Origin of the sequence: Blastococcus mobilis (assembly GCF_900188025.1) — a bacterium.
In the GTDB taxonomy this organism is placed as follows: Bacteria; Actinomycetota; Actinomycetes; order Mycobacteriales; family Geodermatophilaceae; genus Blastococcus_B; species Blastococcus_B mobilis.
This window is the reverse complement of sequence record NZ_FZNO01000021.1, coordinates 50,112-71,520: the sequence shown is the minus strand read 5'-3', so window position 1 is coordinate 71,520 and position 21,409 is coordinate 50,112. Positions and strand designations below refer to the sequence as shown.

At 72.6% G+C, this 21,409-nt stretch carries 23 protein-coding genes, 1 tRNA gene and 1 pseudogene; 13 read left to right on the top strand and 12 right to left on the bottom strand.

Going from position 1 to position 21,409, the window contains the following annotated elements; genetic code table 11:
* Positions 1-4 precede the first annotated feature (4 nt).
* Positions 5-1,210 (top strand): acyltransferase family protein, encoded by a 1,206-nt coding sequence (locus tag CHB94_RS17705; RefSeq protein ID WP_089337868.1) that lies wholly within the window; start codon positions 5-7, stop codon positions 1,208-1,210.
* A gap of 35 nt (positions 1,211-1,245) precedes the next feature.
* Here the strand turns inward: CHB94_RS17705 and CHB94_RS17700 are convergent, their stop codons facing one another.
* Both CHB94_RS17700 and CHB94_RS17695 read right to left on the bottom strand, forming a co-directional pair.
* On the bottom strand, positions 1,246-1,773 hold the full coding sequence (locus CHB94_RS17700; protein WP_217899362.1) for a class I SAM-dependent methyltransferase: 528 nt from the start codon (positions 1,771-1,773) through the stop codon (positions 1,246-1,248).
* Between the two features lie 19 nt (positions 1,774-1,792).
* On the bottom strand, positions 1,793-2,575 hold the full coding sequence (locus tag CHB94_RS17695; protein ID WP_089337867.1) for an isocitrate lyase/PEP mutase family protein: 783 nt from the start codon (positions 2,573-2,575) through the stop codon (positions 1,793-1,795).
* Positions 2,576-2,717: 142 nt separating this feature from the next.
* Between CHB94_RS17695 and CHB94_RS26790 the strand changes: the two genes are divergently transcribed.
* Positions 2,718-2,951: a (2Fe-2S)-binding protein gene (locus tag CHB94_RS26790; protein WP_089337866.1), complete on the top strand. Its 234-nt coding sequence runs from the start codon at positions 2,718-2,720 to the stop codon at positions 2,949-2,951.
* Positions 2,938-3,420: a bacterioferritin gene (gene bfr, locus CHB94_RS17685; protein ID WP_089337865.1), complete on the top strand. Its 483-nt coding sequence runs from the start codon at positions 2,938-2,940 to the stop codon at positions 3,418-3,420. The genes CHB94_RS26790 and bfr overlap by 14 nt, the downstream gene beginning before the upstream one ends.
* 121 nt (positions 3,421-3,541) lie before the next feature.
* On the opposite strand, the gene CHB94_RS17680 is transcribed toward bfr, so the two are convergent.
* A complete protein-coding gene (locus CHB94_RS17680) occupies positions 3,542-4,498 on the bottom strand; it encodes an ABC transporter substrate-binding protein (protein ID WP_089337864.1) in 957 nt (318 codons plus the stop codon).
* Positions 4,499-4,634: 136 nt separating this feature from the next.
* On the opposite strand from CHB94_RS17680, the gene CHB94_RS17675 reads away from it, so the two are divergent.
* Both CHB94_RS17675 and CHB94_RS17670 read left to right on the top strand, forming a co-directional pair.
* A complete protein-coding gene (locus CHB94_RS17675) occupies positions 4,635-5,573 on the top strand; it encodes a siderophore-interacting protein (RefSeq protein WP_089337863.1) in 939 nt (312 codons plus the stop codon).
* A gap of 46 nt (positions 5,574-5,619) precedes the next feature.
* The gene (locus CHB94_RS17670) at positions 5,620-5,826 is read left to right on the top strand and encodes a hypothetical protein (RefSeq protein ID WP_089337862.1); all 207 of its coding nucleotides are present in this window, start codon (positions 5,620-5,622) and stop codon (positions 5,824-5,826) included.
* On the opposite strand, the gene CHB94_RS17665 is transcribed toward CHB94_RS17670, so the two are convergent.
* Positions 5,804-6,574 carry a MerR family transcriptional regulator gene (locus CHB94_RS17665; protein WP_176445617.1) on the bottom strand — a complete coding sequence of 257 codons (771 nt, stop codon included), beginning with the start codon at positions 6,572-6,574 and terminating at the stop codon, positions 5,804-5,806. The genes CHB94_RS17670 and CHB94_RS17665 overlap by 23 nt on opposite strands.
* A 109-nt stretch (positions 6,575-6,683) precedes the next feature.
* Between CHB94_RS17665 and CHB94_RS17660 the strand changes: the two genes are divergently transcribed.
* The 4 genes from CHB94_RS17660 to CHB94_RS17645 all read left to right on the top strand — a co-directional run bounded on the left by CHB94_RS17660 (position 6,684) and on the right by CHB94_RS17645 (position 10,787).
* On the top strand, positions 6,684-8,528 hold the full coding sequence (locus tag CHB94_RS17660; protein ID WP_089337860.1) for a hypothetical protein: 1,845 nt from the start codon (positions 6,684-6,686) through the stop codon (positions 8,526-8,528).
* Positions 8,529-8,558: 30 nt separating this feature from the next.
* Positions 8,559-8,984, top strand: a complete 426-nt coding sequence (locus tag CHB94_RS17655; RefSeq protein ID WP_254920735.1) for a cupredoxin domain-containing protein — start codon at positions 8,559-8,561, stop codon at positions 8,982-8,984.
* 10 nt (positions 8,985-8,994) lie between these two features.
* On the top strand, positions 8,995-10,299 hold the full coding sequence (locus tag CHB94_RS17650) for a hypothetical protein (RefSeq protein ID WP_089337859.1): 1,305 nt from the start codon (positions 8,995-8,997) through the stop codon (positions 10,297-10,299).
* Between the two features lie 152 nt (positions 10,300-10,451).
* Positions 10,452-10,787 carry a flagellar FlbD family protein gene (locus CHB94_RS17645; RefSeq protein ID WP_089337858.1) on the top strand — a complete coding sequence of 112 codons (336 nt, stop codon included), beginning with the start codon at positions 10,452-10,454 and terminating at the stop codon, positions 10,785-10,787.
* Between the two features lie 43 nt (positions 10,788-10,830).
* On the opposite strand, the gene CHB94_RS17640 is transcribed toward CHB94_RS17645, so the two are convergent.
* The 8 genes and pseudogenes from CHB94_RS17640 to CHB94_RS17610 form a co-directional block, all read right to left on the bottom strand.
* A complete protein-coding gene (locus CHB94_RS17640; RefSeq protein WP_254920734.1) occupies positions 10,831-12,219 on the bottom strand; it encodes a protein kinase domain-containing protein in 1,389 nt (462 codons plus the stop codon).
* A gap of 115 nt (positions 12,220-12,334) precedes the next feature.
* Positions 12,335-12,901 carry a gluconokinase gene (locus CHB94_RS17635; RefSeq protein ID WP_089337914.1) on the bottom strand — a complete coding sequence of 189 codons (567 nt, stop codon included), beginning with the start codon at positions 12,899-12,901 and terminating at the stop codon, positions 12,335-12,337.
* Positions 12,902-13,008: 107 nt separating this feature from the next.
* On the bottom strand, positions 13,009-14,346 hold the full coding sequence (locus CHB94_RS17630) for a PA0049 family protein (protein WP_089337857.1): 1,338 nt from the start codon (positions 14,344-14,346) through the stop codon (positions 13,009-13,011).
* Positions 14,347-14,649: 303 nt separating this feature from the next.
* Positions 14,650-14,722, bottom strand: a tRNA-Ala gene (locus CHB94_RS17625).
* Between the two features lie 116 nt (positions 14,723-14,838).
* Positions 14,839-15,000 (bottom strand): annotated as a pseudogene (locus tag CHB94_RS25785) (VOC family protein); the annotation flags it as partial.
* Between the two features lie 60 nt (positions 15,001-15,060).
* The gene (locus CHB94_RS25780) at positions 15,061-15,252 is read right to left on the bottom strand and encodes a VOC family protein (protein WP_217899361.1); all 192 of its coding nucleotides are present in this window, start codon (positions 15,250-15,252) and stop codon (positions 15,061-15,063) included.
* A gap of 20 nt (positions 15,253-15,272) precedes the next feature.
* Positions 15,273-15,704 (bottom strand): helix-turn-helix domain-containing protein, encoded by a 432-nt coding sequence (locus CHB94_RS17615; RefSeq protein ID WP_176445616.1) that lies wholly within the window; start codon positions 15,702-15,704, stop codon positions 15,273-15,275.
* A 31-nt stretch (positions 15,705-15,735) separates the two neighbouring features.
* Positions 15,736-16,506, bottom strand: coding sequence for a M23 family metallopeptidase (locus CHB94_RS17610; RefSeq protein ID WP_089337856.1), 771 nt, complete (start codon positions 16,504-16,506; stop codon positions 15,736-15,738).
* 489 nt (positions 16,507-16,995) lie between these two features.
* Here CHB94_RS17610 and CHB94_RS17605 point away from each other — a divergent pair, with 489 nt between their 5' ends.
* The 4 genes from CHB94_RS17605 to CHB94_RS17590 are packed head-to-tail and all read left to right on the top strand — an operon-like array spanning position 16,996 to position 21,380.
* Positions 16,996-18,609 carry a mannitol dehydrogenase family protein gene (locus CHB94_RS17605; RefSeq protein WP_254920733.1) on the top strand — a complete coding sequence of 538 codons (1,614 nt, stop codon included), beginning with the start codon at positions 16,996-16,998 and terminating at the stop codon, positions 18,607-18,609.
* 32 nt (positions 18,610-18,641) lie between these two features.
* Positions 18,642-19,430, top strand: a complete 789-nt coding sequence (locus CHB94_RS17600; protein WP_089337855.1) for an HAD family hydrolase — start codon at positions 18,642-18,644, stop codon at positions 19,428-19,430.
* A complete protein-coding gene (locus tag CHB94_RS17595) occupies positions 19,427-20,566 on the top strand; it encodes a CDP-glycerol glycerophosphotransferase family protein (RefSeq protein ID WP_089337854.1) in 1,140 nt (379 codons plus the stop codon). The genes CHB94_RS17600 and CHB94_RS17595 overlap by 4 nt, the downstream gene beginning before the upstream one ends.
* Positions 20,553-21,380 carry a phosphocholine cytidylyltransferase family protein gene (locus tag CHB94_RS17590; protein ID WP_254920732.1) on the top strand — a complete coding sequence of 276 codons (828 nt, stop codon included), beginning with the start codon at positions 20,553-20,555 and terminating at the stop codon, positions 21,378-21,380. The genes CHB94_RS17595 and CHB94_RS17590 overlap by 14 nt, the downstream gene beginning before the upstream one ends.
* Positions 21,381-21,409 lie beyond the last annotated feature (29 nt).

Sequence of the window (21,409 nt, the reverse complement as noted above, 5' to 3'; positions counted from 1 at the left end):
CCGGATGTCATCACTCACCTTCCCCTCGGCCCTGCGCGCGCGACGTCGGGAGGCCCGACCACCGAGGGGCCGTCGGAGGCTCGACCTCGATGTCGTCCGAGGTGTCGCCATCGTCCTGGCACTGGGCTGGCACTTCAGCCCCGAACCCAGCGGGAGCCTCGCGCTGGACGCCCTGCAGTGGCCGGGCCGGGTCTTCGGGTGGGCCGGCGTGGACCTGTTCTTCGTGCTCAGCGGCTTCCTTCTCGGACAGCTGGTCCTCCGGGAGCACGCCCGGACCGGCGGGTTCGACGGGCGCCGGTTCACCGCTCGCCGCGTCCTGAAGCTCTGGCCGGTCCTGTACGTCTTCCTCGCCGTGCACGCCGTCGTCGGTGCCGAGCCGTGGGCGTCCTACCTGTGGCAGAACGCCCTGCACGTGCAGAACTACGCCGGGACGTCGCTGGCGCACCTCTGGTCCCTCGCCGTGGAGGAGCACTTCTACCTGGCGCTGGCCGTGGCCTTCCCGATCCTCGCCCGCCGGCGCAGGCCCGTGCGTCTGCTCGTGGTCGTCCTCCTGGGCGTGCTCGTGGCGGCGCTGACCCTGCGGGTCGCCGGCGTGGTGACCGGGGTCAGCGAGGTCCGCCTGCAGTGGCGAACGCACTTCCGGGTCGACTCGCTCGCGGCCGGTGTACTGCTCGCCGTGGTGCGCGTCCATGCACCAGCGACGTTCGAGCGGCTCCTGCAGCGGCGATGGCCGTGGGCCGTGGTGACCGCGGCCGGGATCTGGTTCCTGGCCACCGTGGGCAAGCAGGGCGTACTGGGCAGCACGGTCGGCTACACGGTCGCCTACGTCACGGGCGCGGGCTTCCTGCTGCTCCTCCACGGAGCCGCATGGGTCCCCCGTGCCGGCTGGCTCAGCCGTCCGCTGGCGATGCTGGGCCGCTACTCCTACGGGATCTACATCTGGCACCTGCTCGCGGCACAGGTCGTCCTGGACCACCTGCCAGGACTCGGCTACGGCTCGACCACTCCCCTGGCACAGCTGGCGAAGTACGGGTCCGCGATCGTGGTCGGGGTGACCGCCACCGTGCTCGTGGAGCGCCCCGTGCTCGCGCTGAGGGACCGCCTCGTCCCGGCCACCGCGCGGGTCGACCCCGGATCACCCGCGGACGCCGGCGAGCCCGCCGCCGCGCCCTCGCGACCGGCGACGCAGTCGGTCGGCGTCGCGGCGTAGTCGGCCCGTCGTACACACCAGCGCCGCCCGCGCCTTCAGGGTGCCGTCCGGCTCCTGGTCAGCTCGACCGCGACCGACTCCATCGGTGCCGTCCTCCCCCGGTGCACGCCGACCGGTAGGAGGCCCCGGGCACCGGCGAGCCGGCGCACCGCCTCCTCGATCGAGGAGGCAGCCCCCGGAGCCATCACCGACCAGGCGACGACGGCGCGGCCGCCCGGCGCCAGCACGCGATCGACGACGTCCCACTCGGCTGCGGGCGGGGTCCAGAACGCCCGCACGTCGAACGAGACGACGAGGTCGAACTTCCGGGGGCCGAGGTCGGCCTCGATCAGGGTGGCGGTCGTGAGGCGGACCCGCCCGGCCTCGATGGCCTGCCGGTTCCGGCGGGCCGCTGTGGCGATCATCGTGGGTGACCGGTCGACGCCCACGACCAGCCCGCCGCTCAGCCTGGCGGCGAGCGGCGAGACGAGGACGCCGTGACCGCAGCCGACCTCCAGCACCCGGTCGGCGCCGGACGGGGCGACGACGTCCGCCATCCAGGCCAGCCCCTCGGACGCGCGCACCGCGCCTCCCGGTCCTTCTTCAGTTCAGCGCGCGGGTGCCCGCAGGGAGCACTCCTCCCCCGATCACCTCGGCCGTCGCGTGCTGGAGCGCGGTCAGTGCGACCCGCTGGGTGAAGGGCCCGGTCGACACCCGCGCGACCCCCAGGTCCTGCAGCTCCGCGGCCGGCAACGAGCGGCCGGGCGCACTGATCAGGCTGACCTTCCGCGGCCCGAGCGCCTCGACCAGGGCTTCGATCTCCGGGCGCGCCACCACGCCCGGCACGAACACCACGGGCGCCCCCGCGTCGAGGAACGCCCGCCCCCGGCGGATCGCCTCCGCCAGCACGTCGGCCCGGTCGGCGTCCTCCGGTGCGCGGACGAAGGCATCGGTGCGGGCGTTGAGCACGAAGTCGATGCCCGCATCGCGGCCGGCGGCGAGGACGGCCTCGACCGCGGCGACGGCGTCGTCCAGCGGCTTCATCCGGTCCTCGAGGTTGCCGCCCACGACGCCCACCCCGATCGCCAGGCGGGCGGTCTCCCCGGGGTTGCCGTAGCCCGCCTCCATGTCCATCGTCACCGGCAGGTCCACGGCGGCGACGATCCGGCCGACCATGTCCAGGTGCAGGTCCAGCGGGATCTTCTCGCCGTCCTCGTAGCCGAAGGTCGCCGCGATGGAGTGACTGGCGGTGGCCAGGGCACGGACACCGTCGGTCGCGGCGACCACCCGCGCGGAGACGACGTCCCAGACGTTGGCCAGGACGAGGATCTCCGGTGCGGTGTGCAGGTCGAGCAAGATGCGAGCTCGGGCAGCGAGGTCGGGCACGGGGCGAACCTAGAACACCCGCCGGCTTTCTGACCAGGACACTTGACGGCGGTCACTTAGGTCAGGCTAACCTGCATCCCAGTGCCCAGGGTCGAGCCTCTGGGAGGCAGGCCCTGTTCGCACGACCGGTGAGGCGAGTGCCATGTACGTGTGCCACTGCAACGTGGTGACCGACCGGGACGTCCTCGAGTCCATCGCCAACGGCGCCCGCTGCGTGGCCGACGTCGCCCGCGAGACCGGGGCGGGGCGCACCTGTGGCAACTGCATCAGCTCCCTCCGTGAGCTCGTGTGTCAGCATTGCCCGGTCGGAGCCGAACGCCGTACCGAAGAGCATGCGGCCGAACGAGAATTGGGAGTGGCTGGTGCAGCCCGTTAGCCCCCGTGTGGTCGAACTGCTCAATGACGCGCTGACCTTCGAACTCACCGTCACCAACACGTACTTCCTGAACGCCCGCATGCTCGACGGGTGGGGCCTGCCCAAGCTCGGCAAGGTCTTCTACGACCTGTCGATCGACGAGATGCGTGACGCGGACGACCTGATCCAGCGCGTCCTGCTCTTCGACGGCCACCCGAACCTGCAGCGCCTGGGCGCCATCCGGGTCGGCGAGACCGCCGAGGAGATGCTGGTGCTCGCGCTCGACGGCGAGAAGGCGGCGGTCGCCCAGTTCAACGCCTCGGCGAAGGAGTGCCACGACCTCGGCGACCACGGCACCGCCGCCGTCTTCGAGGAGATGGTGCGCGACGAGGAGAAGCACGCCGACTGGTTCGAGGCGCAGCTGGCCGCCATCGAGCGGGTCGGTGCGCCGCAGTACCTCGCCGCGCAGATCTCCACCGAGACGCCCTGACCGCCGCTCCCCCGAACGCACCGAGGGCCGCTTCCCGTACGGGAAGCGGCCCACGTCGTTCGGCCCCTCTGCCGGGTCCCGCGCCGAGCCTGCGAGGCGTGGAGGGCGGAGGGGTCCTCTTTCAGTCGACCAGCAGATCGCGGAGCTCCGCCAGCTGGAGCGTGGCCGCGCGCAGGCCGATGCCGGTGTAGAAGACGTCGTCCTCCACGGCGAAGGCCCGCCCCTCGGCGACGGCGGTCAGCCGCGGCCACAGCGGGCCGGCGACGACCGTGGCCTCACCGGAGTCGTCAGCCGCGCCGTAGGACGAGTACAGGACGATCTCCGCGTCGGCCTCGGTGACCTGCTCCGCACTCAGCTCGGCGAAGGTGGCGACCTCCGCGGTGGGCAGCTGCAGGTGATCCAGACCGATGTCGGACATGACCGTGCCGATGAACGACTCCGCCGTGTAGACGCGGATGGCGCCCTCGACGAACCGCATGGTGCTCACCGTCGTCCCGGCCGGGTCGCCGATGTCCTCGCCCAGCGCGGCGGCGTCGGCCCCGTACGTCTCGAGCAGCTCCTCGGCCTCGTCCGCCAAGCCCAGCGCCTCCGCGTCGAGCCGGAAGTTCTCCTTCCACACGGCGCCGACGCGCTCGGCGAAGACCGTGGGGGCGATCTGCGACAGCTCCTCGTAGATGTCCTCGTGCCGCGTCTTGTTCGAGAGGATGAGGTCCGGCTCGAGGGCGGCGATCGCCTCGAGGTTCGGCTCGGCGATCGTGCCGACGACCGCCACGTCGCCGGCGTCGTCGGCCAGGTAGCTCAGGGAGTCCTCCGAGACGGCGGTGGTGACGGCGCCGACCGGCGTGACGCCGAGAGAGAGCGCGGCGTCCAGCTCGCCGGTGTCCAGCACGACCACCCGCTCCGGCCGTTCCGGGATCTCCGTGCTGCCCATGGCGTGCTCGACCGTGCGCGGAAAGGCCGCGTCCTCGGTGGCCGTCGGCGCGGCGGCCGACTCGGTGTCGTCGGTGCCCCCGCACGCGGTGAGGGACAGCGCGAGGACGAGGGCCACGCCGGTCGTGGACAGGGCAGTGCGTCTCATCGTTCTCCTTCGGGAAGGGCGCGTCCCGCCGGTGGGCCGCGCCGCTGGATCCCTCCGCGACCGTGTGCCAGACTCCGCCGCAGAAGGCAGGTGAGGCTAACCTAAGCAAGATCGAGCGGGCGGTCGAGGAGGGCGCATGACGGTCGAGGTACTCGAGGTTCCCGTGTACCGCCCCTTCGCCGTCCGGGTGTCGCGGCTGCAGCGGCTGAGCCCGAGCTTCCTGCGGGTCACCTTCACCGGCGCCGACATGGCCGACCTCACGTCGAACGGCCGGGACCAGCGGATCAAGGTCATGCTGCCGCTGCCCGGCCGCGGGATCGACGACTGCCCGTCGGAGTCCGACTGGTACGGCGCCTGGCGGGCCCTGCCCGACGAGCGGCGGATGCCGATCCGTACGTACACCATCCGCGCGCTGCGGCCCGAACGCGGAGAGGTCGACGTCGACTTCGTGCTGCACGGGGCGACCGGCCCGGCCTCCGCCTGGGCCGAGACCGCCGTCGTCGGCGACGAGATCGTGCTCATCGCACCGAACGCCAGGTTCCCCGGCCCGACCGGCGGCTTCGAGTGGCAACCGCCGGCCGACGCCTCGTGCCTGCTGATCGCCGGCGACGAGACCGCGGTGCCCGCCGTCTGCGCCATCGTCGAGAGCCTTTCCGCGGACCGTCCCGCGCGGGTGCTCCTGGAGGTGCCGACGCCCGCGGACGCGCTCAACACGGCCGCGCCCGCGGGCGTCGAGATCACCTGGCTGCCGCGCCGGCCGGACGACGGCACACCACCCGCTCCGCGGGGCGCACTGCTGACCGCTGCCGTCATGGACGCACTCGAGGAGCTGGCCGACACCCTCTCCCCCAGGGCCGGGATCGAACTCGACGACGTCGACGTGGACGCCGGCATCCTCTGGGAGGTGCCACCGGAAGACGCCGCGCCGGGCCGATCCTCGGGCGTGTACGCCTGGCTCGCCGGCGAGGCAGGCGTGGTCAAGGGTCTGCGACGCCACCTGGTCCAGGAGCGCGGCATCGACCGCCGCTCGGTCGCCTTCATGGGCTACTGGCGGGACGGCCGGAACAGCGACTGACGCCTTCCGTTTGACACCGTGTCAGCGAACGGTGTCACATGCGGGGGTGACCGGTGCCGTGGACCTGCTGGCGACCGACGGGCTGAGCATCATCGGCACCGTCGGCTTCTTCGTGCCCGCCGCGATCCTGCTCGCGCTCGTCGTCGGCGCCGTCGTCCGCGACCGCAGACTCAGCGCGCGCGAGGAGGCCGCCGAGGCCGACCGGCGAGGGATGCGGCGCGAGGAGATCCCTACTCCTCCTCGAGCCGACTGAGCGCCGTCTCGAGGGCCGCTCCCACCGCGGCGGCCATCTCCGTGCGGAAGGCCGCGAGGACCGCCTGCGCCGCCGCCGGCTGCAGCCGGGCCACCGTGTCGCGCATGGTGTCCAGCTGGTCGCGCGGAGCGCCGGCGTCCACGAACGCCTGCCAGCCGGTCCGCACGAACATCTGCACGTAGGTCTGCGCGATCTCGCGGACGTGCTCGTTCACCCGGGTCTGGGCGTCGATCAGGGAGTCGGGCGGGATCCCCAGCCGAACCACCTGCAGCCCCGCGGCCAGCAGGGCCGGGTCCAGGACGCGCAGGACGCCGTCGCCGAGCCGTTCCACCAGGCCCAGCTCCGGCAGCCGGTCGACGAGCGACGAGTCCTCCGGCACGCCGGCGCGGGCGGCGATCTCGGCGCCGGTCATGGTCTCCGGCTCCGGTGGCAACCACGGGGCCAGGAGCGCGCGGTGCAGCGCAAGGGTGGTGCTGCTGGCGTTGGCGGGCGCGGAGGCCAGCGTCCGCTCGATCATCGCCAGCGAGTAGCCCTCGGCGAGCATCTCGCGGACGAGCAGCAGCCGGGCGACGTGCTCGCGTCCGTAGTAGCCGGTGCGGCCCACCATGCGGGGCGGGGGCAGCAGCCCGCGGGCGGAGTAGGCGCGCAGGTTGCGGACCGTGACCCCGACGCGCGCGGCCAGCTGGTCGACCGTCAGTTCACCGTCGACGTCCTCGCCGTCGCTCAGGGGCTTCTCGGGCGTGACCACGGACACCTCCTCTCATCGTGACCCCCACGGTAGCGCCGTCGTTTATGTATCAGTTGCTGATGTAACGGTGGTCGGTGTTCCATAGCCGACATGGCTCTCAGGGGTTTCCATGCTGCTCGCAGCTGATACACGTCCCGCGGGCGGCGCCGCGATCGGTGAGGTGGTCCTGGCGTCCGGGATCGGGCTGGGCCTGACCGCGGTGCTGCTCGGCCTGGTGTTCCTGCACCGGACACGGCGCTCGACCGTCCTGACCCGGATCGGCACGCGCCTCGGCAACGCCACCGGCGCCCCGGCATGGGTCGCCCTGCCCACCGTCCTGACGACGCTCTCCCTGATGGTGGCGTTGCTGGGGATGATGTGGGACATCAGCCTGCACATCGGCGTCGGCCGGGACGAGGGGCCACTGGCCAACCCGGCGCATTACCTGATCCTGTTCGGGCTCTTCGGGCTCTTCGCCGGTGGTGTCCTGGCCTGCGCGATGCCGCTGGACGAGCGGCCCGGACCGGCCGCCGTCCACTTCCTGCGCGGTTGGGACGTCCCGATCGGCGGCATCGTCGTGACCGCCGCCGGCTTCTACGCCCTGCTCGGGTTCCCCCTGGACGACGTCTGGCACCGGATGTTCGGCCAGGACGTGACGCTGTGGGGCCCCACCCACCTGATGCTCATCGGTGGCGCCGGGCTGTCCATCGTCGGGTTGCTCCTCCTCGAGCAGGAGGGCCACGGGAGCCTCTCGACCGACGACGGCGACCGCAGGGTCGGTCGCACCGCCCGCTTCGTGCGCCAGGCGTCGGCGACGGGCGGCCTGCTGCTCGGGATGTCGGTCTTCCAGGGCGAGTACGACTTCGACGTCCCCCAGTTCCGGCTGGTCCTCGAGCCGCTCATGATCGCCGGCGCCGCAGGCATCACCCTGGTCGCCGCCCGGCTGTTCATGGGCCGCGGCGGCGCGCTGGCCGCCGCGGCGTTCTTCCTCGTCATCCGGGGCGGGATCGCGCTGATCGTCGGGCCCGCGCTCGGGGAGATCCTGCCGGCCTTCCCGCTGTACCTCGGCTCGGCGATCGTCGTCGAACTCCTGGCCCTGTCGGTGCCGCTCGCCCGCCGTCCGCTGGTCTTCGGCGCCGTCGCCGGCGTCGCGATCGGCACGGTCGGCCACGCGACGGAGGCCGGCTGGACCCAGCTCACCCAGACCCTCTCGTGGGGCAGCGACATCCTCGTCGAGGGCACGCTCATGGCGATCGTGGGCGGCGTGGTCGGCGGCCTGCTGGGCGCCCTGCTCGCCTCCGGTCTGCGGCGCCGGCTCCCCCGCCCCGCCGTCGCCCGGACCGTCCTGGTCGGCTCGCTGGTGGTGCTGGCCGCCGCCGTCACCAACGGCCTGCTGGCCACCGTTCCCGACGACCTCGAGGCCACCTTCGGCATCGAGGACGTGCAGCAGGACCCCCGGACGGCCGACATCACGGTGCAGCTCGACCCGGCCGACTTCGTCGACGACCCCGCCTGGCTGCAGATCACCTCGTGGCAGGGCGGTGGCCTGGTCGTCACCCCGCTCGAGCAGACCGGCGAGGGCGCGTACCGGACGACGGAGCCGGTGCCGCTGCACGGCACCTGGAAGACGCTGCTGCGGATCCACGACGGCCGGACCCTCACCGCGATGCCGATCTACCTGCCCGCCGACGAGGCCCTGGGCGAGGACGAGGTCCCGGCCGAGGACGGCATGACCCGGGCGGCCATCCCGGAGATCGAGATCCTCCAGCGCGAGCTGAAGAACGCCGGTGGCGGTCTCTGGGCGGTGTCCAACCTCGTCGTCCTGTTCTGCACGCTCGCGCTCATCGCCACCATCTCGTGGGGCGTGGGCCGCTACTCCCGGCGGGCCGGCGTCCGCGAGCCCTGCCCGGACGCCCTTGCCGATCCGCCGGCCGACGACACCGCGCGCGTGACGAGCGCGCTCGGCCACCGCTGACCCGCCCGCCCCCGCCCCGGAGATCCGCCCGTGCCCCTTCGTCCCGCCGGACTCCCCGCTGCCCTCGTCGGCCTGACGCTCACCGCCGCCCTGACCGGCTGCGCGGGAACCGACTCCGCCGCCTCCCCGAGCACGGCATCGACGCCGAGTTCGGCGGCCGGCACGGCCCCGGCGTCCGCCGCCCCGGCGACCTCGGGACAGCGGATCGAGGTGACCGTGGCCGGTGGGCAGGTCAGCGGGGACACCGGCCGGGTCCCGGTCCCTGTCGGGCAGCAGGTGACGCTGGCCGTCACCTCCGACGTCGCCGACGAGGTGCACGTGCACGGCTACGACCTCACCGCCGAGCTGGTCCCCGGCGAACCGGCGGAGCTGGCCTTCACGGCGACCATCCCCGGGGTCTTCGAGGTGGAACTGCACGACGCCGGCACCGTGCTGCTCTCGCTCCAGGTCGGCTGAGCGTTCCCGGGTGGAAGCCCTCGCGCACGGGGTCGGATCCCGGACCGACCTGCCGATCCCCCTCGGCCTGGCGCTCTACGGCGCGGGCGCGGCGATCCTGCTCAGCTTCGCCGTGCTCCTGCTGTTCTGGCGGACGCCGAGGCTCGGGGGCGCCGACTCCGGGCGCCCGCTCCCCCAGGCCCTGCAGCGGGCCGTCGACAGCGGCGCCGTCCCGACCACCCTCCAGGCGGTGGCCCTGGCCGGCGCCGTCCTGGTGACCGGGGTGGCCGTCGCCGGTCCGGCGGAGCCGTCGCGGAACCTCGCACCGTGGGTGCTGTACGTGACCTTCTGGGTCGGCCTCGTACCGGCCAGCCTGCTGCTGGGCCCGGTCTGGCGGGCGGCGAACCCGCTGCGGCTGCTGCACCGCGGACTGCGCCGGCTGGTGCCGTCCGCGCCAGGGGCCGGGCGGCTGCCGGCGGTCGGGCTGTGGCCGGCCGCGGCGTTCCTCGTCGTCTTCCTCTGGCTGGAACTCGTCCACCCCGGCCGCGCGGAGCCGGCGACGGTCGCCGTCTTCCTGATCGGTTACGCGGCCGTGCAGCTGGCGCTGGCGCTCCGGTTCGGGGAGCAGTGGTTCGCCCACGGCGACGGCTTCGAGGTCTACTCCACGCTCATCGCCCGCCTGTCCCCCTGGGGACGGCGCGCCGACGGGCGTCTCGTACTGCGCAACCCGCTGGCCACCGCGACGGCGGCTCCTGCGGTGCCCGGGCTCGCAGCGGTCGTCGTCGTCCTGCTGGGGTCGACGGCCTTCGACGGGCTGTCGCGCACCGTCTTCTGGCAGACCGGGCCGGGCTCGGCGAACGACATCCTGTCCGGGACCCTCGGGCTGACGGTGATGATCGCGCTGGTGGCGGCCCTGTACGTGCTCGGCACCCGGCTGTCGGGGCGGCTGGCGAGCCAGGAGGCGGGGGTGCAGCCGCGGCGGTACGCGGCGACGGTCATCCCGATCGCACTCGGCTACACGGTGGCCCACTACTTCAGCCTGCTGATGCTCGACGGGCAGACGACCTGGATCCTCGCCAGCAACCCGTTCGGCGTGGCCGGGGTCGACCTGTTCGGCACCTACGACAACAGGGTCGACCTGGCGGCCGTCAGCTCCGACGTCATCGCGCTCGTCCAGGTCGGCGCGGTGGTGGCCGGCCACGTCGTGGGCGTGACGCTGGCCCACGAACGGGCACTGCTCTGCGCGCGGCGGGCGCGGGCGTCCGACCAGCTGCCCCTGGTGATCGTGATGGTCCTGTTCACCGTCGGCGGGCTCGGCCTCCTCTTCGGCTTCTGACCAGCAGCGCCCGGCCTGCGGATACTCCTTCACCCCGAGGGTGAGACGGCCGACATTCGGCTTCAGCCGCCGGTCCGTCCAGCCGATGGGGAGAGAGCCGTGACCGGCGACAACGGGGTCCGCTGCCCCGCCTGAGCGGAAGGACCGCTCCCATGATCGCTGTCACCTGCCGCAACGGCGAGCACTTCTCCATCGATCCGGTGCACATCGAGCGGGTGGAGACCGATCCCGACACCGTCATCCATCTGGTCGATCGCACCAAGTACGTCGTCGACCAGGGCTTCGACGAGCTGCTGCGCACGATCCAGGACCACCGGGCGAGCGTGCTGGTCCTGCAGAAGCGGCTGGCGGGTGGCACCGCCGAGATCGCCGACCACGCCTCCACCGTCCGGAACTCGTCCCTCCGTCTCGAACGCCGGCAGTACAGCCGGGACGACGGCCCGGACTACTCCCCCGTCGTCCCCCCGGCGGGAGCCGACGGCGACTGATCGTCCTCGCTCGTCCGCCCGGGGGACGTCGCCCGGACGGAGCTCAGTCGTCGTCCTTCTTGTCGTTCCCGCGGCCGTTCCCCTTCTTCTCGTCCTTCTCCTCGTCCCCCTCGCCCTTCGGATTCTCCGCGGGCGGGGGTGGCGGCGCGACGGCGTGGGCGACCGTGACGAGCGCGCCGGGCGCCAGCTCCCCCTCGGGGGCCACGGCCGTCACCTGACCCGCCGCGACGTCCGCCGTCTCCACCGGCGCCAGCTGCACCTGCAGGCCGTGCGCCAGGAGCTCGGCGTGGACCTCCTCGACGGGCCGTCCGAGGAGCTCCGCCGCGACGAGGGCCACGGTCGCCGGCGTCGTCGGAGCCGGCGGAGCCGTCGTCGCCTCGGAAACCGCCGGCTCAGCGGGAGTCGTCCCCGCACCGGTCTGCGCCCGAGCGACGACGACGGCGATCACCACGAGGGCGGCCAGCGCCCCGAGGAGCATCGGGACGGGGACGCGCCGCCGTCGCCGGGTGACGCCCTCCGCGGCAGGCGCTCCCGGGGTGGCGGCCGGCGCGAGCGGTAGCGGAAGAACGGCCGTCCCGTTCCGCCCGGCCGGCCGAGGGGCGGGGCTCACGTCGGTGACGCCGTCCAGCGCCGCGTGCAGCGCGGCACCGTCGGGGAACCGGGCGGCCGGATCCTTGAGCATCGCCCGTTCCACCACGGCGCGGAGCCCGGCCGGCACGTCGGGCGGCAGGGGCGCGGGCTCCTCACGGATCTGCTTGAGCGCGATCTGCACGGAGTTCTCGCCGTCGAAGGCCCGCCGGCCGGTCAGGCACTCGTAGGCCACGACCCCGAGTGCGTAGACGTCACTGGCCGGCGTGGCCTTGCTGCCGGCGGCCTGCTCGGGTGCGAGGTAGTGCGCCGTGCCGACGACCTGCCCGGTCCCCGTCAGCGGCACGCTGGACGCCGACCAGGCGATGCCGAAATCGGTGATCTTGACGACGCCGTCGGTTCCCACCAGCACGTTGCCCGGCTTGACGTCCCGGTGGACCACCCCGGCGGCGTGCGCGGCGGCCAGCGCGCCGGACATCTGCCGCAGGATGCCGAGAGTGCGCGCGGCGTCGAGCCGCCCCTCCCGTTCCAGCAGCGTCGACAGCGTCTCGCCCTCCACCAGTTCCATCACGAGGTAGGCGCGCTGCTCGCCGTCCTCCTCGAGCTCGCCGTAGTCGAAGACCGAGGCGATGTTGGGGTGGTGCAGCGCCGCGGTGTGCTGGGCCTCGGCCCGGAACCGGGCGCGGAAGGTGCTGTCCCCGGTGAGCTCGCTGCGCAGCACCTTCACCGCGACGGGCCGTTCCAGCAGCGTGTCGCGGGCCCGCCACACCCGGCCCATCCCGCCGCTCGCGATCGGCATGAGCAGCTCGTACCGGTTGCCGAGCAGACGACCTCGCGTGTGCACTCAGGCTCCCCACTGTCCCGACGCCCCGACGAGGGCCCGACCTCACCAGGTTGCCAGGCGGGCCCGGAGCAACCGCCCGTGACGCCCACCGGCCCCGTTCGGGTGACGAGCCGACTCAGGTCAGGACGGTGGCAGCCGGGCTGCGGCCCCCGGGGCCGCGATCCGTCTCGAGGGCGCGGAGCAGCTCTGCGACGACGTCTGCAGGCGCGCCCGCGCCGGAGATGCTCGCCCCCGGCTCGTCGGGCTGCAGGGGTTCCAGCGTCGCGAGCTGGCTCTCCAGGAGGGACGAGGGCATGTAGTGGCCGGTCCGCTGCTCGACCCGCTTCCGGAGCAGCTCGGCATCGGCGGTCACGTGGGCGAACCACACCGACGGGTGCCCGTCGCGGAGCAGATCGCGGTAGCTGCGCTTGAGCGCCGAGCAGGTCACGACGACCGGCGTCCCCGCCCGCTCGTGCTCACCGATCCAGGCGGCGAGGATCCGCAGCCACGGCCAGCGGTCGTCGTCGTCCAGGGGCCGGCCGCTGCGCATCTTCTCGACGTTGGCGGGCGGGTGGAAGTCGTCGCCCTCGGCGAACTCCCACCCCAGCCGCTCGACCAGGCCCGCGGCGACCGTCGACTTGCCGGAGCCCGACACCCCCATGACGACGATCGAGGTGGTCGGGGGCGAATCGTGAGCGGCCATGCCCGGGGCCATAACCCGGTGGCGCGTGGATCACGCTCGTCGGGACCGGGCCCCTGCCCTCGCGGTGCGGTGGTCTCTGCGGTGCCTGTTCTCCGTCGGGCCCTCGCTCAGACGGCGGCGCCCGCCGCTGTCACCAGCGCGATGGTCTGGTCGACGACGGCCTTGCGGTCGGCTTCGAACTCTGGACTGGTGAGCACGGCGAGGTCCTCGGGGTACTGGAGGGCCGAGATGTGCAGGTGCCCACCAGGGACGTCCCACGCCTGGAGACCGATCCGCAGCCGGTTCGAGCGGTACATGCTCTCGTTGGAGAGGTAGTTCCCGCCCGGGCCGGACGCCGCGGTGGAGCCCTCCGAGGGGTCGTCCTGGCAACGCACCGCCGAAGGAGCGGGGAAGGTGCCCGCAGGCCACTCACAGATCCCGTCGTTGAGCGTGACCGGCCAGGGGCCCGTCCCGGCCGCGATCATCGCCTCGTAGGGCAACGTCGTCTCGATCCACTGCGGTGAGTCGAACGGCTGCGGCCAGTGCGACGGTCGGGAGATCGGGCCGAAGAGCATGTTGCGGTTGTTGTCGGGGAAGCCGCCGCGGGCGTTGGCGGCCCACTGCTCGATGTCCATCCTGCCGCGCCCCGTCTGGCTGATGGTCATGATCAGGTCGGCGCGGTTCTCCCCGGTGCGGAGCACCTGACCGAACGCGTCCTCGACGATGCCCTCGTCGAAGTCGGTCCAGTTGACGGGGAGCACGACGGCCTGCACGACGACCGGGCCCGCGTCGGTCTCGAGCGTCTGGCCGTCGAGCTGCAGCGCGGTGGCCCCGGAGGGGTTGGAGTTCCGCAGGCTCACGTCGAGGCTGTAGGTGTCGAAGCCGCTGATCATCACGCGCTTGGCGCCGCCGGGTTCCTCGGGCCAGTCGATGCTGGTGACGCCGCGTGAGGCGTAGTCGAGGATGTGGACGAGGGCGTTGCGCTGGACGACGCTGACCTCGACCGGCGCCTCCCACTGGCGCACCGCGCGCGTCATGTGCAGCCGCGCCCAGTAGAGCGGCCGGTCGTCGTACCGGTCGATCGTGCCGATCTGCTGCTCGCCCTGGGCGCGGGCCACGGCGAGCTCCCACAGCGCCGCGCCATGGCGGGCGACGAGCTCCTCGGCCTGGACAAGGCTCTGCGCGGCACACAAGTCCGCGCCGAACTGCGCCACCGCCTGCTCGAAACCTGCCGCGCGGAGGAACTGCGCAGCGGCCGACTCGCCCCCCGGGACCAGCGGCTGGCCGATGCGCTGTTCCTCCACCGTGAGCACCGCGTTCTCTGCGACGCAGGCGGGATCGTTCGCCGCCTCGGCGGCCCTGGCGGGCGCCGGCGACACCGACCACAGCGTGAACGACGACAACGCGACGGCGGTGCTGACGCCGGCGTGTGCGGCGCGCCGGCCGAGCGACCTGTGCTGTGCCATTCGATCCTCCGTGGGGATCAGCGATCGAGGCGGCGCCTGTGCGCCGGACCCAGGCCCCCGCACCTTCCCACCGGATCAGGGGTGCCGCAGGCCGAATCAGCCACCGGCAACCCCCGAGACCGCGTGTCGATACCCCGTCCCGTTGAGGGGCGGGCACGCACCGTAGTAATCCCGCTCGACCGGGTTCCGTCGCGGCTGGCACCGTGCCGGCGCCCGCGCACCCACCCGGGGCGTCGTCCCGAAGTGGCGACCGGAACGACTCAGGCCGCCCTCCCCGTGGGGAGAACGGCCTGTCCGATCGGGTGGAGCTGAGGGGACTCGAACCCCTGACCCCCACACTGCCAGTGTGGTGCGCTACCAGCTGCGCCACAGCCCCTTACCGGCCCGGTCTGGTGCGTCCGAGCCGGGAGCAACTGTACAGCCCCAGGTCGCCCGCCCCGCGCAGGGGTGGCGACGCCGCCAGGACGCGGCGCCGCCTCCGCCAGACCCCGTTCAGCCCTGCGCCATCTGTGCGACGCGGATGTGGTTGCCGAAGGGGTCGCGCAGTCCGAAGTCGATGCCGTAGCCGCGGTCCACCGGTTCCTCGGTCACCTCCACGCCCTTGGCCCGGAGCTCGACGTGGGTCTTCCAGGCGTCGTCGCACTGGAAGAAGAGGTGCCCGCCGGTGGTTTCCCTTGGTGACGAGCTCGCGGACCTGCGCGGCCGTCTCCTCGCTCATCGACGGCGGCCCCGGCTTCTCGAGCAGGACGGCCCGGTCGGGCTGCCCGGCAGCACGACCGTGAGCCACCGCATGGGCCCGAACTCCATGTCGGACTGGACCTCGAAGCCCAACTTGCCGACGTAGAAGTCCAGGGCCTCGTCCTGGTCGAGCACGTAGATGCTGGTGATGGTGAGTGCGTTCAACATGTGACGAACGCTAGAAGGGCTCACTCCCCCGCTGCTTCTCCGAAACTGCTCGATCGCGTGGGGCCGCTCGGGCGGGCCCAGGCCATCGCGAAGCAGGTGGGCACCGGAGGCAGCGGACCCCGCCGCCGGTAGACCGACGGCGGCTCGCCCACGATGTCGCGGAACACCCGGCTGAACGTGCCGAGGCTGGTGAAGCCGACGTCCATGCAGATGTCGGTGACGCTCCGGTCACCCGACCGCAGCAGGAACATGGCGCGCTCGACCCGGCGCCGCTGCAGGTAATGGTTGGGCGTCTCGCCGAACGCGGCGCGGAACGTGCGGATGAAGTGCGCCTCGGAGACGTGCGCGATGCGCGCCAGGGCGGGGACGTCGAGGGGCTCGGCGTACCGGCGATCCATGGCGTCGCGCGCCCGGAGCATCCGCCGGTTCGAGTCCTCCGCCGCCCGGCTCACGCCGGGATCACATCACGCCGCGCGCCGCGGGTCAGACGGAGACGCCGCGCTGCCGCAGCCAGGTGAGGGGGTTGATCCGCTCGCCGTCCTCGCCGCCCTCGTGCACCTCGAAGTGCAGGTGCGGGCCGGTGGACTGGCCACGGTTGCCGAGCAGGGCGATGGTCTCGCCGGCGTCCACGTACTGCCCCGGCTCGACGAGGATCTCGTCCATGTGGCCGTAGACGGTGACGTCGCCGTTCCCGTGGAGGATGTAGACGGCCAGGCCGAAACCGCTCGCCGCGCCCGCACGCAGGACGACGCCGTCCCCGGCCGCGTACTCCGGCGTGCGCATGGGCGCCGCGAGGTCGATGCCGTAGTGGAAGGTGCCCCAGCGGCTGCCGTAGCCACTGGTGAGCCGTGCGCCGTCGACGGGCAGGACGAACTTGGGACGGGCGGCCTCGCGGGCGGCGGCCTCGGCCTCGGCGCGGGCGGCGCGCGAGGCGGCGACCTCCTGGAGTCGGGCCTGCGCCTCGGCCACGGTGACCGACGCCTGGGGCTTGAGCTCCAGACCCTCGTCACCGGTGAGCAGGGCTTCCTGCACCTCCAGGACCGAGCTGTCCCCGGCCGAGGCCACGGGAGGGTGCACGCCGAGGACCGCCGCCGCCACACCACCGGCGAGCAGTGCGCTGAGCAGGAGCGCCGGCCGGCGTGCGACGCCCGTGGGTGCGCAGCGACGGGGGCGCGCAGGGACACGGTGACGGGCAGCGGGGCGGACCTCGGTCAGGAGGTCGGTGGGGGCCTCCTGGCCACGACGTGCGTCCATGCACCTGCCTGTCTGTCCGACTGTTCGGGAAGAGCCGACGAGCGCGATCCGGCCGTGCACCATCCAAACATTCCGTGACCCTCCCGTGACCATCTGTACGGCGCGTCGGCGGGGACACGCCGCGTGACGCGCCTCGCGCACCTCGCCGGTCACAGTGGTCACTCACAGCGGTGTGATTCAGTTCGTGCCGCCGGACGTCGGAGCCGCGTGTGCGCGCCGGCGGTGTCGGGCTGGTCACACAGCGGCGCCCGCGTACACCCGTGCGGGTGGCCCGGGCGTTTGAGCGTGGGAGGGAGAGGGCATGGTGTGTCATCGGCGTGAAACCACCCGCGCCGCTCCCGCGTCCGGCGATCCGGACGTGGCCGAAGCGGTTGCGCCTCGCTCCCATTGCGCGGGAGCCCGTTAGACCCGTGTACTGCTGATCACCGTCGGCCCGGACTGGGACGGCCGCGATGAGCCGTGCCCACGAACGAGAGACGGAGGGATGCCTTGACGCAGGCTGAGATCGTCCCCCTCCCCCTGAGCCGCGACCCGCTCCCCGCGGAGGCCTTGTCCGAAGCGACCGCCAGAGAGATCGGCCCGGCCGACCTGCCGAACGTCGTGGCCTCGACCGCAGGGATCCGGCCGCTGACCCAGGAGACGCTGGGGCAGCACGACGAGCAACTGATCGTGCCCACCTACGACCGCTCGGCGCTCACGCCGGCCGTCGTCCACTTCAGCGTCGGTGGCTTCCACCGCTCGCACCAGCTCCTGTACTTCGACGAGGTGGCCGAGCGTCGGATCAGCGACGACTGGGGCGTGGTCGGCGTCGGTCTGCACAGCCGCCACATGAAGGACGCCCTCGCCCCGCAGGACCACCTGTACACGGTCGTCGAGCGCAGCCCCGAGGGCGAGCGGGCGCGCGTCGTCGGCGTGATGGTCGACTACCACTACGCGCCGGACGACCCCGCGACGGTCCTCGACGTCCTCACCGACGAGCGCACCCGGATGGTCTCGCTGACCATCACCGGGGGCGGGTACCGGCTCTGCCCCCAGACGGGTGAATTCGACCCCGAGGACGTCGACATCCAGTGGGACCTCACGGAGACCGCCCGTCCGCGGACCGTCTTCGGCTTCATCGTCGAGGCCCTCGACCGCCGCCGCCGCGCCGGACTGCCCCCGTTCACCGTCGTCTCCTGCGACAACATGCACCGCAACGGCGACGCCGCCCGCGCCGCGGTCGTCGGTTTCGCCCGGCTGCGGGACGAGGTGCTGGCCCGCTGGATCGTCGACCGCGTCGCCTTCCCCAGCAGCATGGTCGACCGGATCACCCCGCACACGACGCCGGAACAGCGCGAGGTGGTGGCCCAGCGCTACGGCGTCGACGACAACTGGCCGGTGATCACCGAGCCGTTCTCCCAGTGGGTCATCGAGGACACCTTCTGCAACGGTCGCCCTCCCCTGGACCTCGTCGGCGTGCGGTTCGTGCCCGACGTCGCCCGCTACGAGCTCATGAAGACGCGCCTGCTCAATGCCAGCCACTGCGCGCTGGGCTACCTGGGGGCGCTCGCCGGACACACCAGCATCGACCGCGTGATGGCCGATCCGGTGTTCGCCGAGTACGTCGAGCAGATGATGGACGTCGAGGTCACGCCGCTCCTCCCGCCCCCGGACGGCATCGACCTGGCCGAGTACCGGCGGACGCTGCTCGAGCGGTTCGCGAACCCGGCCATCGCCGACCAGCTCTACCGCCTGTGCCGGCGCGGGTCGACGAAGATGCCGCACCACCTGCTGCCCTCACTGCGGGAGGCGATCGCCACCGACCGGCCGCACGCCCTGCTGACCCTCGCGGTGGCGGCGTGGTTCCGCTACCTGCGCGGTGTCGACGCCGACGGCCGGCGGATCGTGATCGACGACCCCAAGGCCGAGGTCCTCCAGGCGCTGGCACGTGCCGGTGGCAACGATCCCCGACCGCTGCTCGGCGAGCGGTCGGTCTTCGGCGACCTCGGCGACGATCCCGTGTTCGTCGCCGAACTCGCCGACGCGCTGGAACGACTGGAACGGGACGGCGTCCGGACGACGCTCGCCGCCGCCCTGCGCGGCTCCGGAAGAATCCGCCCGTGACCCATGACCGCCACCCGAGGGGAGCTCACCGCATGCCGCCCGTCCCCACGCCGCTCCTCGAGCAGGTGCAGATCCTGCTGTGCGACGCCGACGGCAACCTCTTCCCGTCCGAGGAGCCGGCCTTCGACGCGTCGGTCGAGGTCACCAACGCCTTCCTCGCCGCGATCGGCAGCGACCGCCGGTTCACCGCCGCGGAGCTGCGGCTGGCCGCCACCGGGCTGAACTTCCGGTCGACCGCCCAGCGCCTGGCCGCCGAGGCCATCGTCCCGGACGTCGACGTCGAACCCTGGGTCCTCGAGGAGAAGCGGGCCGTCACCGCCCACCTCGCCCGCACCCTGCGCCCGCACGGCCCGACCTCCGCGGCGCTCACGGCCCTGGCCGAGCACCTGCCGCTGGCCGCGGTCAGCTCGAGCGCGCTGGCCCGCCTCGCCGCCTGCTTCACCGCGGCGGAGCTGGACGAGCTGATCCCGCCCGCGCGCCGGTTCAGCGCCGAGGACTCGCTGCCCACCCCGACCAGCAAGCCCGACCCCGCGGTCTACCTGCACGCCTGCGCACAGCTGGGGATCCCTCCGCAGGCCGGCCTGGCCGTCGAGGACTCCCTCCCCGGCGCCCTGTCGGCCGTCGCCGCCGGGTGCCCGACCATCGGCAACCTGCTGTTCGTGGCGCCCGATGAGCGCGAGGAGCGCGCCGCCGTCCTCGAGGAGGCCGGCGTGCTCGCCGTCGTCAGCTCGTGGCAGGAGATCGCCGATCTGCTGCTGCCCGTGCTCGCCGCACGCAGGACCGCCGAGGCCGGCCTCCAGACGACGGGAGCAACGCCGTGAAGATCGTCTACAGCGCCTTCCGCGGACACTTCTCCGACAGCCCGCGCGCCATCTACGAGGCCCTGCTCGCCCAGGGCCCCGACTCCCCTGCCGGGGACGCCACGCACACCTGGCTGGCCGCGCCCCACCTGCAGGAGACCTTTCCGGCCGGGATCGACACCGTCGAGTTCGGCACGCCGGAGTCCATCGCCGCCCTGGAGGGCGCCGACATCGTCATCTCGAACGACCACATCCCCCTCGACTGGGAGAAGCGGCCGGGAGCGACGTACCTGCAGACCTGGCACGGCACGATGCTCAAGCGCATCCACAACGACGTGCTGTGGGCGCCGGAGGGGCGGCTGGCCTACCTCGAGCAGGACATCGCCCGCTGGGATCTGCTCCTCTCGCCGAACTCGGTCACCACCGAGCGCCTGCGCAAGGCGTTCGGCTTCACCGGGCCGATCCACGAGACCGGCCTCCCCCGCAACGACCTGCTCAGCTCGCCGCAGCGCGACCAGATCCGCGCCGCCGTCCGTGCCGACCTGGGGATCGGCGAGGACCAGAAGGTCGTGCTCTACACCCCGACGTGGCGCGACGACCTGGTGTTCAAGAAGAGCGGTCCGCAGGATTTCGAGTTCGCCATCGACCTCGACCACTTCGCCGAGCGGCTGGGCGAGGACCACCTGCTGCTGCTCCGGCTGCACAGCATGGTGATGGACCGGTTGGAGATCCTCGAGGGGTCGGTGGTCTGGGACGTCTGCAGCCACCCCGACATCCGGGACCTCTACCTGGCCGCCGACCTGATGGTCACCGACTACTCGTCGACGATGTTCGACTTCGCGATCACCGGCAAGCCGATGCTGTTCTTCACCTACGACCTCGACTACTTCCGGGACGAGCTGCGGGGCTTCTACTTCGACCTGGCCGAGGCCGCCCCGACGCCGCTGCTGCGCACCAGCGAGGAACTGGTGGACGCGATCGCCGGCATCGACGCGATTGCCGCGGAGAGCGAGGCCCGCTACGCCCGGTTCCGTGAGACCTTCACCCACCTGGAGGACGGCTCGGCCACCGAGCGCGTCCTGAAGCTGCTCTTCCCGTCCGGCGCACCCGCGACCGGCGAGACAACCGAGGGAGATGAGAACCGTGCGGACCTCTGACCGCGTTCTGTCCAACGTCCTGCGGGGTCGCTCGTCGTCCCGCTCGACGCGGCGGCACACCGCCCAGCCGCCGCTGCAGGTCGTCATCCTGGCCGCCGGCATGGGCACCCGCCTCGGCCGCGACCATCCGAAGCCGCTGACCCCGTTGCACGACGGCCGCACCATCCTGCGCCGTCAGCTCGACGGCCTGCGCACGGTGCTCGGCGCCGACGTGCCGATCACCGCCGTCGTCGGCTACCGCTGCGAGATGATCATGCAGGCGGCGCCGGACCTGACGTTCGTCTACAACCCCGACTTCGCCGTGACGAACACCTCCAAGAGCCTGCTCCGCGCTCTCAGCAACTCCCGTGACGGCGGCGTCCTGTGGCTCAACGGCGACGTGGTCTTCGACCCCGCGGTCCTCGAGCTCGTGCTCCCCTTGCTGCAGGAGGACCAGAGCTTCGTCTGCGTCGACACGAACACCGTCGCCGACGAGGAGGTCAAGTACACCCTCGACGGTGAGGGCTTCGTGCGAGAGCTGTCCAAGACCGTGGTCGGTGGCCTGGGCGAGGCCGTGGGCATCAACTTCGTCTCCGCCGCCGACAAGTCCGCCCTGATCGAGCACCTGGGCGCCTGCGACGTCCAGGACTACTTCGAGCGCGGCATGGAGACCGCGATCGACGAGCGCGGGCTGCGGTTCCGTCCGGTCGACATCTCCCGGTTCGCCGCGGTGGAGGTCGACTTCGAGACCGACCTGCAGCGGGCCAACACCCTCCTGCCCGGCACGCGCAACCACGTCGTCGACGACGTCGCCGAGGTCGCCGAGGTCGGCTGACCTCGTCGGTTCCGGGCCGGCCGGTCCCC

Coding starts and splice junctions, on each gene's coding strand:
- CHB94_RS17610 (WP_089337856.1), bottom strand. CDS start 16,506: ATGGACGCACGTCGTGGCCAGGAGGCCCCCACCGACCTCCTGACCGAG.
- CHB94_RS17645 (WP_089337858.1), top strand. CDS start 10,452: ATGATCGCTGTCACCTGCCGCAACGGCGAGCACTTCTCCATCGATCCG.
- CHB94_RS17630 (WP_089337857.1), bottom strand. CDS start 14,346: ATGGCACAGCACAGGTCGCTCGGCCGGCGCGCCGCACACGCCGGCGTC.
- CHB94_RS26790 (WP_089337866.1), top strand. CDS start 2,718: ATGTACGTGTGCCACTGCAACGTGGTGACCGACCGGGACGTCCTCGAG.
- CHB94_RS17635 (WP_089337914.1), bottom strand. CDS start 12,901: ATGGCCGCTCACGATTCGCCCCCGACCACCTCGATCGTCGTCATGGGG.
- CHB94_RS17680 (WP_089337864.1), bottom strand. CDS start 4,498: ATGAGACGCACTGCCCTGTCCACGACCGGCGTGGCCCTCGTCCTCGCG.
- CHB94_RS17600 (WP_089337855.1), top strand. CDS start 18,642: ATGCCGCCCGTCCCCACGCCGCTCCTCGAGCAGGTGCAGATCCTGCTG.
- CHB94_RS17660 (WP_089337860.1), top strand. CDS start 6,684: ATGCTGCTCGCAGCTGATACACGTCCCGCGGGCGGCGCCGCGATCGGT.
- CHB94_RS17705 (WP_089337868.1), top strand. CDS start 5: ATGTCATCACTCACCTTCCCCTCGGCCCTGCGCGCGCGACGTCGGGAG.
- CHB94_RS25780 (WP_217899361.1), bottom strand. CDS start 15,252: ATGTTGAACGCACTCACCATCACCAGCATCTACGTGCTCGACCAGGAC.
- CHB94_RS17675 (WP_089337863.1), top strand. CDS start 4,635: ATGACGGTCGAGGTACTCGAGGTTCCCGTGTACCGCCCCTTCGCCGTC.